We start from the raw sequence: 17,711 nt of genomic DNA on the forward strand, positions 1-17,711 counted from the left end.
GCGGCGCGCGTCAGGCCGCGGCGCCCTGCGCGGCGAGCTGTGCCGCCTGGTGCTCGGTGGTCAGCGCGTCGATCAATTCGCCGAGCGCTTCGCCCGCGATCACCTGCGGCAGCTTGTAGAGCGTCAGGTTGATGCGGTGATCGGTGACTCTCCCTTGCGGGAAATTATAGGTGCGGATGCGCTCGGAGCGGTCGCCGGAGCCGACCTTCTCCTTGCGGTCGGCGGAGCGCGCCGCCTCGACGCGCTGGCGCTCGGCGTCGTAGATGCGCGAGCGCAGGATGTTCATCGCCGACGCCCGGTTCTTGTGCTGCGAGCGGCTGTCCTGCATCATCACCACGATGCCGGTCGGCAGATGGGTGATGCGGATCGCCGATTCGGTCTTGTTGACGTGCTGGCCGCCGGCGCCGCCGGCGCGCATGGTCTCGATCCGCAAGTCGGTGTCCTTGATATCGACGTCGACGTCCTCCACCTCGGGCAGCACCGCGACGGTAGCGGCCGAGGTGTGGATGCGGCCCTGCGTCTCGGTGTTGGGCACGCGCTGCACGCGGTGCACGCCGGATTCGAATTTCAGCTTGGCGAACGCGCCGCGGCCCTGCACCTCGGCGATGATTTCCTTGTAGCCGCCGACGGTGCCTTCGCTCGCCGAGATCACCTCGACCTTCCAGCCCTGCAAGGACGCGAAGCGCTCATACATCCGGAACAGGTCGCCGGCGAACAGCGAGGCCTCGTCGCCGCCGGTGCCGGCGCGGATTTCCAGCATCACGTTGCGGTCGTCCATCGCGTCCTTTGGCAGCAGCGCGATCCGGATCTGCTGCTCGAGCTCGCCGAGCCGCGCCTGCAGCGTTTCCAGTTCGGCTTCCGCCATGCTGCGCATTTCGGCGTCGGTCCCGGCATCCGCCAGCATCGCCTCGGTGTCGGCGAGCTCGCTACGCGCGGAACGATAGGCCTTCACCGCGTCGATCAGCGGGTTGAGCTCTGCGAGCTCGCGCGTGATCGCAACATAACGCTCGGACTTGACCTCGCCGAGCAGCTCGGCCTCGAGCGAGGCGTGATGGGCGAGCAGGACGTCGAGTTTGGCTTCGGGTAGCATGGCGGTATCTCGAATTGCGGAAGGTACGGAAGGGCGGCAGCGGCGACGGCAGCGTCGCTACAAGGCCAGCCCCTCGGTTTCCGCAAACTTCGTCAGCGCCGCGCGGATCGAGACGCTGCCGACCGGCGCGTCCAGCAGCGGATTGATCATCGCCTCGGCCTTCTTGGCGTCGAGGTCGAGGATCATCGCCTTGACCGGCCCGTGCGCGGTTGCCGACAATGAAAGCGAACGGTAGCCGATTGCGATCAGCGCCAGCGCGCCGATCGGCTTCGACGCCATCTCGCCGCACAGCGAGGCGGCCTTCTTCGCCGCCTTGGCCTTGCGCACGATGTCGCGCAGCGCGCGCAGGATCGGCGCCGACAAAATGTCGAAGCGTTCGGAGACCTTGGCATTGCCGCGGTCGACCGCAAACAGGAACTGGAACAGGTCGTTGGAGCCGACCGAGACGAAGTCGACCTTCTTCAGCAGCTCGTCGAGCTGGTAGAGCAGCGCCGGCACCTCGACCATGGTGCCGATATCGATCCGCTCGGGCAGCGAATGGCCGTGCTGGCGCAGATAGGTCAGCTCGCGCTCGACGATCGCCTTGGCCTGGTCGAACTCCGCGATGTCGGAGATCATCGGGAACATGATCTTCAGCGCGCGACCGCCGCCGGCGCGCAGCAGCGCGCGGATCTGGCCGCGCAAAAGGCCGGGGCGGTCGAGACCGAGCCGGATCGCGCGCCAGCCGAGCGCGGGATTTTCCTCGATCACGGTCTCCATATAGGGCAGCGCCTTGTCGCCGCCGATGTCGAGCGTGCGGAAGGTGACGGGCTTGGAGCCCGCGGCATCGAGCACGGTGCGGTAGAGCGCGAGCTGGTCGCTCGAGCGCGGCAGGTTCGGGCTCACCATGAACTGCAATTCGGTGCGGAACAGGCCGATGCCGGCACTGCCGGTGTCGTCGATATGCGGCAGGTCGATGGTCAGGCCGGCATTGATCAAAAGCTCGATCGGCTGGCCGTCCTTGGTCACGCAGGCCTTGTCGCGCAGCGCCGAATATTGCGCCTGCCGGCGCGCCCGGAACCGGACGCGCTCGGCATAGGCGGATTCGATCTCGGCGGAGGGGCGGACATAGATCTCGCCGGAAATGCCGTCGACGATGATGGCATCGCCCGGATCGGCGATGCCGGGCGCGTTCGGCACCTCGCCGACCGCGGGAATGCCGAGTGCGCGCGCCACGATCGAGACGTGGGAATTCGCGGTGCCTTCCTCCAGCACCAGGCCGCGCAGCCGCTTGCGGTCATAATCGAGCAGTGCCGCCGGGCCCATCGCACGGGCGATCAGGATGGCATTGTCGGGCAGCTGCTCGCGCGACGGCGCATGGTCCTGGCCGACCAGCTGCCGCATCAGGCGATGGCCGAGATCCTCGAGGTCGTGCAGGCGGTCGCGCAGATAGGGATCGGTCGAGCGCAGCATGCGCGCGCGGGTGTCGGACTGCACGCGCTCGACGGCGGCTTCCGCGGTGAGGCCGGTGGCGACCGCCTCATGCAGCTTGTGCGACCAGCCCTGGTCGTTGGCGAACATGCGGTAGGCTTCCAGCACCTCGCGGTGCTCGCCCCCGTCGGCGACATCGCCGCGCTCCAGCATGCGATCGAGATCGGCGCGCAAATTGGCGAGCGCGGTGTCGAGCCGCTTGATCTCCTTCGGCAGATCCTCGGCGATGTAGTTGGTGATGACGACGCGCGGCTCGTGCAGCACGACATGGCCGAGCGCGATGCCGTCGGAGAGCACCGCGCCGGTCTTGTGCAGCGAGTGCCGCGCGGCGGGCTCGGCGCCGGGCTGCGCCAGCGCGGCAAGCTCGCCGGAGGCGATCATCTCCGCCAGCACCATGGCGGTGGTCTGCAGCGCCTCGACCTCTTCCTCGACATAGGTGCGCTTGGCGCGGTTCTGCACCACGAGCACGCCGAGCGTGTTGCCGGCGCGCAGGATCGGCACGCCGAGGAACGAGTGGTAGGCCTCTTCGCCGGTCTCCGGGCGATAGGCGAAGGCCGGATGGCTTTGCGCGTCGGACAGATTGAGCGGTGTCGCCTCGCTGGCGACGAGGCCGACCAGGCCCTCATGCGCGCTCATCACGGTGCGGTGGACGGCGTCGCGGTTCAGACCTTCGGTGGCGTAGAGCTCGAGGGTGTTGTCGATGCGCAGCACGTAGCAGGAGCAGACCTCGGCCACCATGTTGGCCGCGATCAGCACCACGATCTTGTCGAGCCGCTCCTGGGCGGAGACTTGCTCCGCCATGGTCTCGCGAAGCCGTCTCAACAGGATGCGGGGGCCTCCCGACGCGCTCCGCATGTGTTTCAGTCCCTCCCCACGAAGCCAGCACACCGGTGCGGCCGGCCGCTGGCGCAAAACTCGTCAAAAACAACAATTTTAGTCATTCGGTGTCGCCGCTCGCCAGTTCCCGCCGATTCGCGATCACCGAAACTGTGCCACAGTTTGCGACAGCCTACCTGACTGGCCGTATAGCCAATCGAGGCTTGCTTTGCCAAGCAAAACGCCTGCCAGTAGCAAATAACGTCTGCGTCAGCCCAATGCTGCGCCCGCTAAGAGAAATTCTAACTCCGGGGCGGGAGCAGCAGGGCGGCTTCTTACCTCTCCCGGAGGGAAAGGTCGGCGCGAAGCGCCGGGTGAGGGGATCAGGTCTCTCGATGGACCGGAAGCCCCTCACCCGGATTTCTCGCTGCGCTCGAATCCGACCTCTCTCTCCGGGAGAGGTGAAATGCAGGACCTACGCCTGGTCGAGGCCGTACAGCGTGTGCAGCGTGCGGACCGCGAGCTCGGTGTAGGCGGCGTCGATCAGGACCGAGAACTTGATCTCGGAGGTGGTGATGGCGCGGATGTTGATGTTGCGGTCGGCCAGCGCCTTGAACGCCTTCGCCGCGACGCCAGCATGGCTGCGCATGCCGCTGCCGATCACCGAGACCTTGGCGACGTCGGTCGCGGTATCGAGCCTGGCGTAGCCGATCTTGGCCTTGGCGGCGGTAATCGTGTCCTTGGCGCGGTTATAATCACCGGCCGGAACGGTGAAGGTGAGGTCGGTGGTCTTGCCGTCCTCGGACACGTTCTGCACGATCATGTCGACATTGATATTGGCATCCGCGAGCGGCCCGAAGATCGCGGCGGCGACGCCGGGCTTGTCCTCGATCTGGCGCACGGAAATCTGGGCTTCGTCCTTGGAGAAGGCGATGCCGGTGACGACGTGCATTTCCATGATTTCCTCCTCGCTGCAGATCAGCGTGCCCGGCGGCTGGTTGGCGTGCGGGTCGATATCCTCTGGCTTGTCGAAGCTGGAGCGCACGAAGATCGGCATGTTGTGCACCATGCCGAGTTCCACCGAGCGAACCTGCAGCACCTTGGCGCCCTGCGAGGCCAGTTCCAGCATGTCCTCGAAGGCGATCTTGTTGAGCCGGCGCGCCTTCGGCACCACGCGGGGATCGGTGGTGTAGACGCCGTCGACGTCGGTGTAGATGTCGCAACGGTCGGCTTTCAGCGCAGCCGCGATCGCAACCGCCGAGGTGTCCGAGCCGCCGCGGCCGAGCGTGGTGATGCGGCCGGTGTCGGGATTGATGCCCTGGAAGCCGGCGATCACGGCGACTTCCTTGCGCTCCTTGAAGCGGGTGATGATCTCGGTGCCGTCGATATCGAGGATGCGCGCCGAAGCGTGCGCGTCCGAGGTCTTGATCGGGATCTGCCAGCCCTGCCAGGAGCGCGCCTGGATGCCGATGCCCTGCAGCACGATCGCGAGCAGGCCCGAGGTGACTTGTTCGCCGGAGGCGACCACCGCGTCATATTCGCGCGCGTCGTGCATCGGCGAGGCGTCGGTGCACCAGGCCACCAGCTCATTGGTCTTGCCGGACATCGCGGAGACGACGACGGCGACCTCGTGGCCCGCGTCGACCTCGCGCTTCACGTGCTGCGCGACGTTGCGGATACGATCGATATTGGCGACGGATGTACCGCCGAATTTCATCACGAGGCGGCCCATGACGACGCGTCTATTCCTTTAAGAGGATAAGTAGGTTAACCCACGCCGAAAACCGCAAGCGCGGGGACCGAAACGCGCGTATACATAGCGCCGCGCCCGGGGGCAAGCCGGTAGGTAGGGGGCCCTCGAGGGTCTTTTGGGGGTGTTTTGACCGGTTGCGGGCGGGTTGTGGCGCACGGGTAACACGAGGGCAACTCGAAGGCAGATTGGATGGGACGTTATATCGACGAGATCCTGCAGCCTGGCGAGAAGGTGCTGTATTCCACCAATGCGCACTGGATGTTCTATTTGCCGGCGATCGGGGCCTGGATCTTGGTGCTGGCGCTCTTGATCCTGTCGCGGATGACGACCGTTGACGGCCTCGTGATGGCCTGCCTGGCCGCCGCCGCCGTGGTCGCGGTCGCGGCGCTGTACTGGACCGCCGCGGCCTGGTTCCACCGCTGGACCACCGAAACCGACGTCACCAATTTCCGCGTGGTGCACAAGAGCGGCTTCATCAAGCGGCGCACCTTCGAGATGAGCCTCGACAAGGTCGAGAGCGTCGACGTCAACCAGAGCATCATGGGACGCCTGCTCAATTATGGCGACGTCACCATCCGCGGCGTCGGCGAGGGCATCGAGACCATCAAGACCATCGCCGCGCCGCTCTCGTTCCGCAATTCGATCACCGCGCGATAGGGGCGTGCGCAATCATGGCTACGCAATCAACGGTTTCCAGTTCCTCCGCCAATGCCTCCGCCAGTTCGGTCGATCCGGCCGAGGTCGCGAAATTCTCGAAACTGTCCGATGAATGGTGGGATCCGCGCGGCAAGATGGCGCCGTTGCACAAGATCAACCCGCTGCGCCTGACCTATATCCGCGACGCGGCCTGCCGCAAGTTCGAGCGTAACGCCAAGAGCCTCAGCTGCCTGTCCGGTCTGCGCCTGCTCGACATCGGCTGCGGCGCCGGCCTGCTCTGCGAGCCGTTCACGCGGTTAGGGGCCCAGGTGATCGGGATCGATCCGTCCGCCACCAACATTGCTGCCGCGAAGCTGCACGCCGACAAGAGCCATCTGTCGATCGACTACCGCTGCACCACGGTGGAGGAGATGGACGCCCGCGAGCGCTTCGACATCGTGCTGGCGATGGAGGTGGTCGAGCACGTCAACGACGTCGGCGCCTTCATCAAGCGCTGCGCGGTCATGCTCAAGCCCGGCGGGCTGATGGTGGTCTCGACCCTGAACCGCAACTGGAAGAGCTTCGCGCTGGCGATCGTCGGCGCGGAATACGTGCTGCGCTGGCTGCCGCGCGGCACCCATGAGTGGAGCAAGTTCGTCACCCCCGCCGAGCTCGAGCGCTACCTCGGCGACGTCAACCTCACCGTCACCGAGCAGGCCGGCGTGGTCTACAACCCGCTCGCCGACAAATGGACCGTGTCGACCGACATGGACGTGAACTACATGGTGGTGGCGGAAGAGGTGTGAAAAGGGACCGAGGCATCCACATAACCGCTGTCGTCCCTGCGAAAGCAGGGATCAATAACCACCGGCCCGGACAATCGGGCGAGGTCCGCGTTCCCAGCATGTATTATGTCTACATCCTCGCCAGCCGACGCCATGGCACGCTGTATATCGGCGTAACGAATTCCGTTCAGACGAGGCTTGAGCAGCATCGCAACGGCAAAGGCTCGTCGTTTGTCAAAAGATACGGTGTGTATCGCCTCGTGCATGTCGGTCCTACCAACTCTCGGATGAGGCCATCACGCGCGAGAAGCAGCTCAAGAAATGGAAGCGTGACTGGAAGATCGAACTGATCGAGCGCGACAATCCCGAGTGGCGGGACCTCAGCGATCTGCTTGTCTGACCGGTGTGCCACGAACTGCTTCCTGTGGTTATGGGTCCCTGCTTTCGCAGGGACGACATCGAGTTTGTGGGCGCCGCGCAGCCCAGTCATGCGCCCATTCGGTTGACCGCGTCAGCGGCAATCGGCACCCTGTGCGTGTCCCCCCGCCGGCATGCTTTCCTTATTCCCCATGTTCACGATCGCCTCGCTCTGGATTCCCTTCACCGTCGTTGCCGCGTTCGGACAGGTGGCGCGCAATGCGATGCAGCGGCATCTGACCGGACCGCTCGGCACCTGGGGCGCGACCAATATCCGCTTCCTGTTTGGCCTGCCGTTCTCGGTGGTGTTCTTCGCGCTGGCGGTGCTGCTGACCGGCGATCGCGTGCCGTGGCCGGCGGCCGCGTTCTGGCCGTGGCTGGTGACCGGCGCGCTCAGCCAGATCGTCGGCACCGGCTTCATGCTGCTGGCGATGAACGACCGCTCCTTCGTGGTGACCACGGCCTACATGAAGACCGAGGCGATCCAGACCGCGATCTTCGGCTTCATCTTCCTCGGCGACCATCTCACGACGACCAAGGTGATCGCAATCGTGATCGCGACCATCGGCGTCGTCGTCACCGCGCTACGGCCCGGCGGGCAAAAGAGCTTTGCCGACCTGCGCCCGACCGTGCTCGGCCTCGGCGCCGCCGCGGTGTTCGCGATCTCGGCGGTAAGCTTTCGCGGCGCGATCATCGCGGTGCCCTCGGTCTCGTTTGTCACGGCGGCCTCCTACACGCTGATGTGGAGCCTCCTCGTGCAGACGCTGATTCTGTCGGTCTATCTGTTGCTGCGCGCACCCGACGTGCTGAGGTCGATCCTCAAGCTGTGGCGGCCCTCGATGTTCGCGGGCTTCATGGGCGCGTTCTCATCGCAATTCTGGTTCCTGGCATTCGCGCTCACCGCCGCCGCCAATGTGCGCACGCTGGCGCTGATCGAGGTGCTGTTCGCGCAGGGCGTGGCGTATTTCTCGCTCAAGCAGCCGTTCTCGCTGCGCGAGGTGTTCGGCATCGTGCTGATCGTGATCGGCGTCGCCTTGTTGATCGCGGCGTAGAACTCTCGCTTGGTGCGTTTTCTTCACGCGAACCGGTGGCCACTTCGGTCGAAAACGCGATCAGCCTTTGACCGCGATCAGCACCGCGCCCGCGGAGATCAGCGCGATCCCGATCCAGCCATAGGCCGAGGGGCGTTCGCCGAGGAAGGTGGCGCCGAACAGCGCGACCAGCACCACGCTGAGCTTGTCGATCGGCGCGACGAGTGTGGCCGGTCCAAGCTTGAGCGCGCGGAAATAGCAGATCCACGACGCGCCGGTGCCGAGCCCGGACAGCAGCAGGAACAGCCAGCTCTTCGTCGAGATCGGGCCGGACTGGGTGAACTGCCCGGTCGCGAACAGGATGGCCGACAGCGTGATCAAGACGATCACAGTGCGGATCAGGGTGGCGAGATCGGAGTTGATGCCCTCGACACCGACCTTGGCGAAGATCGCGGTCAGCGCGGCGAAGACGGCGGAAAGAAACGCCCAGACCTGCCAGGAGGAAAATGAGTCGGGGGTCATGCTTCCTCGTGGCCGTCATTTCGGGGCGGTGCGCAGCACCGAACCCGGAATCCAGAGGTTGTCGCGCGAGATTCCGGGTTCCTGCTCCGCAGGCCCCGGAATGACGGAGTGAATCAATTCCGGTCTTCCGGCAGCGTCGGCAGCGGCGAGACCTCGACGCCCTCGTCGATCAGCGCCCGGGCCTCTTCGGGCGAGGCTTCGCCATAGATCGGCCGGTGCTCGATATCGCCGTAATGCATCTTGCGCGCTTCGTTCGGGAAGCGGTCGCCGACATTGTCGGCGTTCTTCACGATATGGTCGCGCAGCTCCTTGAGCTTGCTGCGCAGCTCGCGCTCCTGCGCCATCATCAGCGACGTCGATTCATTGCCAGCCGCTTCGACGGGCGCGGCCGGCGCCGGCCGGGCCGGTTCGCGGCCCTTCTTGCTGACGACCTGCGGCGCCATGATCGCGCGCTCGATCTTGCTTGAGCCGCAGGACGGGCAATCGATCAGGTGGCGTCGCTCCTGCGATTCATAGGCCGAGGAGCTCTGGAACCAGCTCTCGAACTGGTGGCCGCGCTCGCAGCGCAGCGTGTAGCGGATCATGCCGAACCCCGGACGAGGTGCAGATGTTCCGGGCCGGCCTTGGGGTCGGCGATGCCGAAACGCCTGCCATGCTGCAGCGAGGGAATGGTCTTGCGCGCGGTCTCGACCTTGGCCGGATCGATCTCGGCCAGGAACACGCCCGGCTCGACGCCGCCCTCGGCGAGGATCTCGCCCCAGGGGTCGATGATCAGCGAATGGCCGAAGGTCTCGCGCTTGTTCTCATGCAGGCCGGCCTGCGCCGCTGCGAACACGAAGCAGCCGGTCTCGATGGCGCGGGCGCGCAGCAGCGTGTGCCAATGCGCCTCGCCGGTCTTGCGGGTGAAGGCGGACGGCACGGTGAGGAACGACGCGCCGGCTTCGGCCAGCGCACGATACAGTGCCGGGAAGCGCACGTCGTAGCAGATCGTCAGTCCGATCCGGCCCCACGGCAGGTCGGAGATCACGGCGGTCTCGCCGGGCTGGTAATTGGCCGATTCGCGATAGCTTTCGCCGCCCGGCAGATCGATATCGAACATATGGATCTTGTCGTAGCTCGCGAGCAGATTGCCCTCGGGCCCGATCAGGAACGACCGGTTGACCGCCTTCTCCGGCGAGTAGCGCAGCGTCAGCGAGCCGATATGCAGATGGATCTTCAATTCGGCGGCCAGCGCGCGATACGCCTTGAGCGACGTATCGTCCTCTTCGCTCGCCAGGTGCTCGAACAGCGCCTTGCGGTTCAGCTGCATCATGTTGCTGACCTCGGGGGTCAGCACGTATTTGGCACCTTGCGCCGCGGCCTCGCGGATCAGCCGCGTGCCCTGCTCGAGGCTCGGCTCCGGCAAGAGCCCGGTGCGCATCTGCACCATGGCGGCGGTGAAAATGTTCTCCGTCATCAGGCGCCGCCTCCGTTGCTGAGCAGGCCGTCGAGCTTGCCCTCGCGGTCGAGCGCGTAGAGCTCGTCGCAACCGCCGACATGGGTCTTGCCGATGAAGATCTGCGGGAAGGTCGAGCCGGCACCGGCGCGGCCGTACATCTCGTCGCGATAAGCCGGGTTGCTGGCGACGTTCAATTCGGTGAACACGGCGTTCTTGCGCGTCAAAAGCGATTTGGCCGCGGTGCAATAACCGCAGCCCGGGCGGGTGTAGATTTCAATGGCAGCGGTCATGGTGCGCTCGGTTGAACCTGAATGACAGATTATATGGGAGCGCGGTGGGTATCGACAACCCGGGCAAACACCAGCACGTCGACCTGCGCGGCTTTGGCGCGGAGCAGCGCCCGCGCACAGGCATCCACTGTCGCACCCGAGGTCAGGACGTCGTCGATCAGGATGACACGGCGTCCCTGGACGTCAGCCTTGCGTTCATCGGCGACCCCGAATGCACCCTGGACATTGCTGGCGCGGTCCTTGCGTGACAACCCGATCTGCTGCTCGGTGGCGCGGATGCGCCGCAGCGCTTCGGCAGCCATTTTGACGCCGCTCTGGCGCGCGATCACCTTGGCGAGCGCCCCGGACTGGTTGTAGCGCCGGCTCCAGCCGCGCCGCCAGTGCAGAGGAACCGGAACCAGCAGATCGGCGTCGCGGAGCAATTCCTTCCCCGCCCGCGCCATCCAGCGACCCATTGTCGGCGCCAGATCGGTGCGATCCTGGTATTTCAATGCGTGCACCAGCGTGCGCGCGACATCGTCATAGCGCACCGCGGCGCGGGCGCGCTGGTAGGCGGGCGGATTGGCGATCGCCTCCATCGACAGCAGCTCGGGCCCCGGATCGTAGACAAAGGGAATGCCGAGCCGCGGGCAAAACGGCGGCGCGATGAACGACAATCTGGCCCAGCAGGCCGCGCACACCCCCTCGCCATCGACCGGCTCGCGGCACGAAACGCATAGCGTCGGCAGCGCGATATCGAGCGCCAGCCGCGCCGTGCGCAGCCACGCGCCCCCGACCGCACCAAGCGCGCGCTGAATGTGTCCGGTAATGGAGCGTGTCGGTGATGCCTCGGCGTCCATGGGCGTGAGGCTAGCGTTTGAGCCGTACAGGCTCAAGGCGCTAAGGTATTGACGGTTAGGAGAGCATTTCATGGTGTTCGCGCAAGATTGCCCGCGCGCCACGCTTCTCGACGCCCCGGCCGCCAACAATCGCGTCGTAGGCGAGCCGCATTTGGCGTGCTGCGGCCTCAGGTGCAACGGCGCCAATTCCGGTGCCCAGTCCTGGAGCAAGCAAGGTCCGAATGGGCGCCTTTGTGCGGACATTATGGGCCAGGACGGCAATCAGCGCAGCCCGGAACGCAAGATACACATTGACGGTCGCGCTGATGTCCGATGGGACCCGCATGGTGGGTGCGCTGACCAGGAACGGAATGAAGTCGTGACCGGTCGCGACGATGGCGGCTTGCCCGACCGGCAGCTCGCCATGGTGATGCTCTGCGATCGCGGCCTGCAGGTCGGTCTGAAGCGTCCAGCCGAAGAATTTCGAGTAAAGAAGGTCGATTCCGCCGTCCATAAAGCCAAAGCTGTTCGCTGGGCTGACAATGGCGTCGGCTTTGTGTTCGAAAATGTCGCCGCGAGATACGTGCACGTCGGGCAGGTCGGCGAAGGCAAGCTGCCACGCCCCGATTACGCCGGCGTTGATATCCCGAAGGTGAATCGCAAGCATGGGAAATTCCCCACAATCTTGGTGAATATGGCGGCAACCATCAGGCTAGCGGCTCGCTTGGTTCGTCTCAAGCAACGCATTGCCTGCGGCGGCGGTCCGGCGTAACCAGCGCGGATGGCATCGACCCCGACCACCGCTCCCGTCCTGTTCGATCGCGCCTTGCTCGGCGCGCGGCTGGTGCGTGCGCAGGCAGCGGGGGCGGCGACGTTCCTGCTCGAGCGCGCGATGGAAGACATGGCAGACCGCTTGCAGGCGGTGTCGCGCAGCTTTTCCGCGGCGGCCGACCTCTGGACGCCGGGGGACGGGCTCGCCGACGCTCTGCGCGGGCGTGTCGCAGCGGTCGATGCGGTTGGTTTCAGCGCAGCGGAGTCGCTCGGTCTGCCGCCGGAATCGCGCGACCTCGTGGTCTCCGCGCTCGCCTTCCAGTTCGTCAATGATCTGCCGGGCGTGCTGGCGCAGATCCGCCGGGCGCTGAAGCCGGACGGGCTGCTGCTCGCTGCGATGCTCGGCGGCGACACGCTGACCGAGCTGCGGCAGAGCTTTGCCGCGGCGGAGGCCGAATGCGAGGGCGGGGTGTCGCCGCGCGTCGCGCCGTTCGCCGATCTGCGCGACATCGGCGCGCTGTTGCAGCGGGCGGGCTTCGCGCTGCCGGTCACCGACGTCGACCGCGTCGTGGTGCGCTATGCCAGCGCGTTCGCGCTGATGGCCGATCTCAGACGCATGGGCGCCACCAATGTGCTGCGCGAGCGCCGCCGCATCCCGACCCGCCGCGCCACCATGCTGCGGATGGCGCAGATCTACGGCGAACGCTTCGCCGATGCCGACGGCCGCATCCGCGCCACCTTCGACATCGTCTGGCTCTCCGGCTGGGCGCCGCATGAAAGCCAGCCGAAGCCGCTGCGGCCCGGCTCGGCGAAGGCGAGTCTGGAAGCGGCGGTGAAGGCTGTGAAGCGCTGAAGTGTGAGGTGGGCACGCTGCTCAGGCTCCCTCCCCCCTTGCGGGGGAGGGTCGGGGAGAGGGGTAGCCCCGGGCGAGATATTAGTGTGATCATCACTTTCGCAATTCTACATCTTCGAGATGCATGCCGAGCGAGCGCGCCGTGTGGCGCCCCTCTCCCCAGCCCTCCCCCGCAAGGGGGGAGGGAGCCCGTCCATTGTGCGTCCCTCACGGTCGCTCGCTCATGTGCGCCAGCGAAATCTTTTGCTTCGGCATCTCTTAGAGACTGCCGCCGAGGGCGGCCGACGCTCTCCCCACAAAGGGGCGAGGGTTGCTTGCGCGATTTCGGAATAATGGAATTGTGCCGGTGAGTTGCCCGACGTGTCAAGTCGCCTGGTCGAACGCCGGCCACCGCCGGCTCCTTTGCATGGGGTTGTTTTCGATATTTTGGATAGCCGCGCCTCCCTCGCACGCGGGAGAGGCTACGAGGATCACAACAACAGATCGATCAGATGCGGCAGCAGCGGGATGTCCGCGGGCGGCATCGGGTAGTCGCGCAGCTTGCTTGCGCGGACCCAGGCGAGGTTCTGGCCCTCGCGCGCCACCGCGACGCCTTCCCAGCGCCGGCAGATGTAGAGCGGCATCAGCAGATGGAAGGTCTCGTAGGCATGGCTGGCGAAGGTCAGCGGCGCGAGGCACGGCTCGCTCACGGTGATGCCGATCTCCTCGTGCAGCTCGCGGATCAGGGTCTGCTCCGGCCGCTCGCCGGGCTCGATCTTGCCGCCGGGGAATTCCCACAGGCCGGCCAGCGCCTTGCCTTCTGGGCGCTGCGCCAGCAGCACGCGCTTGTCGGCATCGACCAGCGCGCAGGCGACGACGAGGGTCAGTTTGATGTCAGCCATGCGGCGGGGGATTCCTTCCGGTCTGCAAGCTTTCATTAACCAGCAACGCGCCGCCAGCCAAACGATTTATGCCCGCGCGGCTTTCCGCGATTGCGATAAGCCGGCCTTAATTCGTATCCGGCAAGGTGAAGGTTCTCATTTATCTGCCCATATTCTTTGCCGACATAACCCATGAGCACCTTGATCCGAACCATCAGCCGTTTCCGCCGCGATCGCTCCGGCAACATCGCGATGACCTTTGGCCTCGCTGTGCTGCCGCTCGTCGTCGCGGTCGGATGCGCGGTCGACTATTCCCGCGCCAACCAGATCCGCAGCAAGCTGATATCGGCCGCCGACGCCGCGAGCGTCGGATCGATCGCCAAGGCATCGCCCGGCTTCATTGCTGCCGGCGCCATGACCTCGGACGGCGAGATATCGGTTGGCGAAGCCGACGCGACCAAGATCTTCAACGGCAACATCTTCAACCAGAACGGCTTCACGCTGACCAGCGTGACGCCGACCATGACCAAGACCGGCGGCGTCATCACCTCGACGGTCAAGTTCACCGCCGATGTCCCGACCATGTTTCTCGGCGTGATCGGGCAAAGCAAGATGACGGTGACCGGCGCGTCGACCTCGACCGCGAACATGCCGCTCTATATCGACTTCTATCTCCTGCTCGACAACTCGCCGTCGATGGGCGTCGCGGCGACGCCCGCCGACGTGACCAAGATGGTCAACAACACGTCCGACAAGTGCGCCTTCGCCTGTCACGACTACAACGACGCCAACAACTATTACAATCTCGCCAAGACGCTCGGCGTCACGACGCGGATCGACGTGCTGCGCAGCGCGACCCAGCAGTTGATGGACACGGCCGCGAACACCGCGACCTATGCCAGCCAGTACCGGATGGCGATCTACGATTTCGGCGCCTCGTCGAAGACGATCGGCCTGCGCGCGCTGTTCTCGCTGTCGACCAGCCTGTCGAGCGCCAAGACCGCGGCCGGCAACATCGACCTGATGGGCGTCTACGGCAACAACGATGCCTACACCGCCGACAAGGACAGCCAGTTCTCGACGGTGCTTCCGGCCATCAGCAACGCGATCAGCGCGCCGGGCCCGGGCACGGCGGCGGCGCCGATGAAATATCTGTTCTTCGTTTCCGACGGCGTGGCCGACGAGCCGAATTCAAGCTGCCTGAAGCCGATCAGCGGCGGCAATCGCTGCCAGTCGCCGATCAATCCGGCGCTGTGCACCGCCATCAAGAATCGCGGCATCAAGATCGCGGTGCTCTACACGACTTACCTGCAGCTGCCGACCAACAGCTGGTACATGACCTGGATCGATCCGTTCAACCAGGGCCCGTTCGGCCCGTCGCCGAACAGCCAGATCGCGCAGAACATGCAGGCCTGCGCCTCGCCGGGCTTCTATTTCGAGGTCAGCCCGACGCAGGGCATCGCGGACGCGATGAATGCGCTGTTCAAGAAGGCCGTCGCCGACGCGCGGATCTCGAGCTGACGCCGTAGGCGTCATTCCGGGGCGATGCGCCAGCATCGAACCCCGAATCTCGAGGTTCCGGGTCTGGTCCTTCGGACCATCCCGGAATGACGGAAGCAATTACGACCGGTAATCGCCGTTGATCGCGACGTATTCCTTGGTGAGGTCGCAGGTCAGCACGCGGTCTTTGGCTTTGCCGAGGCCGAGCGCGACCTTGATCTGGATCTTCGGCGCCTTCATTGCCTCCGACACCTCTTTCTCGTTGTAGGACGGGTCGCGCGCGCCGCTCTTGGCGACGCGGATGCCGTTGAAGGAGATCGAGAGCTTGTCGCGGTTGGCGGGCTCGCCGGCCTTGCCGACCGCCATCACCACGCGGCCCCAATTGGCGTCCTCGCCGGCGATCGCGGTCTTCACCAGCGGCGAATTGGCGATCGACATCGCGATTCTGCGCGCCGACGGTTTGGTGGTGGCGCCCTCGACCACGACCTCGACCAGCTTGCGGGCGCCTTCGCCGTCGCGCGCGACCTGCTCGGACAGATCAGCGAGGATCTGCTGGAATGCCTTGGTGAAGGCCTTCAGCCGCGGGTCGCTGGCGCGCGAGATCTTCGGCGCGCCATGGGCGGCAGCGGCGCCGGTCGCGAATGCCAGCAGCGTGTCCGAGGTCGAGGTGTCGCCGTCGATGGTCAGCGCATTGAATGTGTCCTCGACGCCGGCCTTGAGCAGGGATTGCAGCACCGATGCCGAGAGCGGCGCGTCGGTGAAGATGAACGACAGCATGGTCGCCATGTCGGGCATGATCATGCCCGCGCCCTTGGCCATGCCGTTGATCGTCACCTTGGCCTTGCCGAGCTTCACGGTCGCGGTGGCGATTTTCGGGAAAGTGTCGGTGGTCATGATCGCCTTCGCCGCGTCCATCCAGCGATCGGGGGTCGCGGTCTCCGCGAGCTGCGCCAGCACGCCGTCGAACTTGGTGGCGTCGAGCGGCTCGCCGATCACGCCGGTGGAGGCGAGGAACACGTCCGACGTCGAACAGCCGACCGCCTTCGCCGCGATCTGCGCGGTCAGTGCGGTGGACGCCTTGCCGGTCTTGCCGGTGAAGGCATTGGCATTGCCGGAATTGACCACCAGCGCGCGCGCAGCGCCGCCCTTCAGCTTGGCGCGGCACCATTCGACCGGCGCCGACGGGCACTTCGACTTGGTGAAGACGCCGGCCACCGTGGTGCCCTTGTCGAGCAGCGCGAGCAGCACGTCGGTGCGCCCCTTGTAGCGGATGCCGGCGGCAGCGGTCGCAAGCCGCACACCCGCGATCACGGGCATCTCGGGAACGTCTGATGGGGCGAGGGGAGAGACGGCGGTGGACATCGGCAACCTTCCGGCTACGGGGAGGGAAGCGCTCCATAACATCTCGTCGTGAGAAGCGGGAGAGGGCTGCGATGCGAACGCGTAACGGCGTCGTCCTCCCGGCGAAGGCCGGGACCCATGACCACCGTCATGAATTGTTCAAGAAACTGCTGCCACGACAAGAACTCCGCCGCGGCGTATGGGTCCCGGCCTTCCGCCGGGACGACGCAATCAATGGAAGGCGCCGCAAAAACGCAAATGGCCGGGACATGCCCGGCCATCGCAACTGCATCTGTTTCGCGAAGCTTACTTCTTCGCCGGCGCCATCTTGTTGTCGGCCGGCTTCGGCGCGTCCTTGGCGGCATCCGTAGGCGCGGCGGCGTCGGCCGGCTTGTCCATGCGCTCGACCTTGGCGGCCTCGCGCAGCTTGGCGACGTAGTCGGCCTGGGCCTTGCGGGTCACGTAGGTCTCGATCTGGGCCTTCACCTGCTCGAAGTCGGGCGCCTTGCGGTTGCGCTTTTCCTCGACCTTGATGATGTGCCAGCCGAACTGCGACTTCACCGGATCGGAGATCTTGCCCGGCTCGAGCGAGAAGGCGACCGCGGAGAATTCCGGCACCATCTGCTCCTTGGTGAAGAAGCCGAGGTCGCCGCCGTCGGAGGCGCCGGGGTCCTTGGACTTCTTCTTGGCGAGCTCGCCGAAGTCGGCGCCCTTCTCGAGCTCGGCCTTGATCGCCTTGGCCTCGTCCTCGGTCTCGACCAGGATATGGCGGGCGCGCACCTCCTGCTCGCCGGTGATCTGCTTGGCGGCCTCGTCATAGACCTTCTTCATGGCGTCGTCGGTGGTCGCGGCCTTGCCCTCGCTGGCAAGCAGGCTGTCCATCAACAGGCGGTTGCGGGTGAAGGCGAGCCGCTTCTTGAAGTCGTCATTGTTCTCGATCTTCTTGTCCTCGGCGGCCTTGGACACGATCTTCATGTCGATCAGGAAGGACAGCACGTTGTCCTTGCGGGTCGAGGGGTCCATCTGCTGCAGGCTCGGGCCGAGTTCCTCCTCGGCGAGCGCCACGTCGCTGGCGTGGATCTCCGAACCGTTGACCTTCGCCAGCACCGGGTCGGATTCCGCGGCCCGGACCGGAAGCCCGGCAGCCAGCACTGCGACAAGACAGCCCGTCGCGGCCAGGGTGGCGAGGCCGAGGCGCAGGCCGGTTTTGGTTTCCGGGGGCGAGGTGGTCATGCAAAATCCTTGTCTCAAAGGGGGGAAGCTCGAGCGGGGCGGACACTCGCCCAATCGTGTTACATTGGCAACGCGAAAGTCTTGTCA

Annotated in this window: 17 protein-coding genes and 1 pseudogene; 6 read left to right on the forward strand and 12 right to left on the reverse strand. The window is 65.5% G+C overall.

The window, feature by feature from the left end; genetic code table 11:
- Nucleotides 1–10: 10 nt before the first annotated feature.
- The 3 genes from prfA to E2I15_RS33130 form a co-directional block, all read right to left on the reverse strand.
- Nucleotides 11–1,090, reverse strand: coding sequence for a peptide chain release factor 1 (gene prfA, locus E2I15_RS33120; RefSeq protein WP_137482830.1), 1,080 nt, complete (start codon nucleotides 1,088–1,090; stop codon nucleotides 11–13).
- A 57-nt stretch (nucleotides 1,091–1,147) separates the two neighbouring features.
- Nucleotides 1,148–3,415 (reverse strand): phosphoenolpyruvate--protein phosphotransferase, encoded by a 2,268-nt coding sequence (gene ptsP / locus E2I15_RS33125; protein WP_137482829.1) that lies wholly within the window; start codon nucleotides 3,413–3,415, stop codon nucleotides 1,148–1,150.
- 436 nt (nucleotides 3,416–3,851) lie between these two features.
- A complete protein-coding gene (locus E2I15_RS33130) occupies nucleotides 3,852–5,108 on the reverse strand; it encodes an aspartate kinase (protein ID WP_137482828.1) in 1,257 nt (418 codons plus the stop codon).
- Between the two features lie 210 nt (nucleotides 5,109–5,318).
- Between E2I15_RS33130 and E2I15_RS33135 the strand changes: the two genes are divergently transcribed.
- The 4 genes and pseudogenes from E2I15_RS33135 (at nucleotide 5,319) to E2I15_RS33150 (ending at nucleotide 8,019) form a co-directional block, all read left to right on the forward strand.
- Complete coding sequence (locus E2I15_RS33135) at nucleotides 5,319–5,786, forward strand: PH domain-containing protein (RefSeq protein WP_137482827.1); 468 nt, start codon at nucleotides 5,319–5,321, stop codon at nucleotides 5,784–5,786.
- 14 nt (nucleotides 5,787–5,800) lie between these two features.
- Complete coding sequence (gene ubiG / locus E2I15_RS33140) at nucleotides 5,801–6,571, forward strand: bifunctional 2-polyprenyl-6-hydroxyphenol methylase/3-demethylubiquinol 3-O-methyltransferase UbiG (RefSeq protein ID WP_137482826.1); 771 nt, start codon at nucleotides 5,801–5,803, stop codon at nucleotides 6,569–6,571.
- Between the two features lie 98 nt (nucleotides 6,572–6,669).
- Nucleotides 6,670–6,950: pseudogene (locus E2I15_RS33145) on the forward strand (GIY-YIG nuclease family protein).
- Between the two features lie 169 nt (nucleotides 6,951–7,119).
- The gene (locus tag E2I15_RS33150; RefSeq protein WP_137482825.1) at nucleotides 7,120–8,019 is read left to right on the forward strand and encodes an EamA family transporter; all 900 of its coding nucleotides are present in this window, start codon (nucleotides 7,120–7,122) and stop codon (nucleotides 8,017–8,019) included.
- Between the two features lie 60 nt (nucleotides 8,020–8,079).
- Here the strand turns inward: E2I15_RS33150 and E2I15_RS33155 are convergent, their stop codons facing one another.
- From E2I15_RS33155 to E2I15_RS33180, 6 genes are all read right to left on the reverse strand, one after another.
- Nucleotides 8,080–8,520 carry an EamA family transporter gene (locus E2I15_RS33155; protein WP_069279773.1) on the reverse strand — a complete coding sequence of 147 codons (441 nt, stop codon included), beginning with the start codon at nucleotides 8,518–8,520 and terminating at the stop codon, nucleotides 8,080–8,082.
- A 113-nt stretch (nucleotides 8,521–8,633) separates the two neighbouring features.
- Nucleotides 8,634–9,104, reverse strand: a complete 471-nt coding sequence (locus tag E2I15_RS33160; RefSeq protein ID WP_016847390.1) for a DUF1178 family protein — start codon at nucleotides 9,102–9,104, stop codon at nucleotides 8,634–8,636.
- A complete protein-coding gene (locus tag E2I15_RS33165) occupies nucleotides 9,101–9,976 on the reverse strand; it encodes a carbon-nitrogen hydrolase family protein (RefSeq protein ID WP_137482824.1) in 876 nt (291 codons plus the stop codon). Before E2I15_RS33165 ends, E2I15_RS33160 begins: the two co-directional genes overlap by 4 nt.
- Entirely contained in the window at nucleotides 9,976–10,248 is a 273-nt protein-coding gene (gene grxC, locus E2I15_RS33170) for a glutaredoxin 3 (protein WP_137482823.1), read from the reverse strand. The genes E2I15_RS33165 and grxC overlap by 1 nt, the downstream gene beginning before the upstream one ends.
- A 29-nt stretch (nucleotides 10,249–10,277) precedes the next feature.
- A complete protein-coding gene (locus E2I15_RS33175; RefSeq protein WP_137482822.1) occupies nucleotides 10,278–11,087 on the reverse strand; it encodes a ComF family protein in 810 nt (269 codons plus the stop codon).
- Between the two features lie 55 nt (nucleotides 11,088–11,142).
- Nucleotides 11,143–11,733, reverse strand: coding sequence for a macro domain-containing protein (locus E2I15_RS33180; RefSeq protein ID WP_137482821.1), 591 nt, complete (start codon nucleotides 11,731–11,733; stop codon nucleotides 11,143–11,145).
- A 114-nt stretch (nucleotides 11,734–11,847) separates the two neighbouring features.
- Here E2I15_RS33180 and E2I15_RS33185 point away from each other — a divergent pair, with 114 nt between their 5' ends.
- On the forward strand, nucleotides 11,848–12,690 hold the full coding sequence (locus tag E2I15_RS33185; RefSeq protein ID WP_137482820.1) for a methyltransferase domain-containing protein: 843 nt from the start codon (nucleotides 11,848–11,850) through the stop codon (nucleotides 12,688–12,690).
- 470 nt (nucleotides 12,691–13,160) lie between these two features.
- On the opposite strand, the gene E2I15_RS33190 is transcribed toward E2I15_RS33185, so the two are convergent.
- Nucleotides 13,161–13,571, reverse strand: a complete 411-nt coding sequence (locus tag E2I15_RS33190) for a (deoxy)nucleoside triphosphate pyrophosphohydrolase (RefSeq protein ID WP_016847399.1) — start codon at nucleotides 13,569–13,571, stop codon at nucleotides 13,161–13,163.
- Nucleotides 13,572–13,742: 171 nt separating this feature from the next.
- Here E2I15_RS33190 and E2I15_RS33195 point away from each other — a divergent pair, with 171 nt between their 5' ends.
- On the forward strand, nucleotides 13,743–15,071 hold the full coding sequence (locus E2I15_RS33195) for a TadE/TadG family type IV pilus assembly protein (protein ID WP_137482819.1): 1,329 nt from the start codon (nucleotides 13,743–13,745) through the stop codon (nucleotides 15,069–15,071).
- 99 nt (nucleotides 15,072–15,170) lie between these two features.
- On the opposite strand, the gene argJ is transcribed toward E2I15_RS33195, so the two are convergent.
- Nucleotides 15,171–16,412: a bifunctional glutamate N-acetyltransferase/amino-acid acetyltransferase ArgJ gene (argJ, locus tag E2I15_RS33200; RefSeq protein WP_137482818.1), complete on the reverse strand. Its 1,242-nt coding sequence runs from the start codon at nucleotides 16,410–16,412 to the stop codon at nucleotides 15,171–15,173.
- 285 nt (nucleotides 16,413–16,697) lie between these two features.
- Nucleotides 16,698–17,624 (reverse strand): peptidylprolyl isomerase, encoded by a 927-nt coding sequence (locus E2I15_RS33205; protein WP_137482817.1) that lies wholly within the window; start codon nucleotides 17,622–17,624, stop codon nucleotides 16,698–16,700.
- Between the last annotated feature and the right edge of the window lie 87 nt (nucleotides 17,625–17,711).

It is taken from the genome of Bradyrhizobium sp. BR2003 (assembly GCF_009720285.1).
Classification (GTDB): domain Bacteria; phylum Pseudomonadota; class Alphaproteobacteria; order Rhizobiales; family Xanthobacteraceae; genus Bradyrhizobium; species Bradyrhizobium elkanii.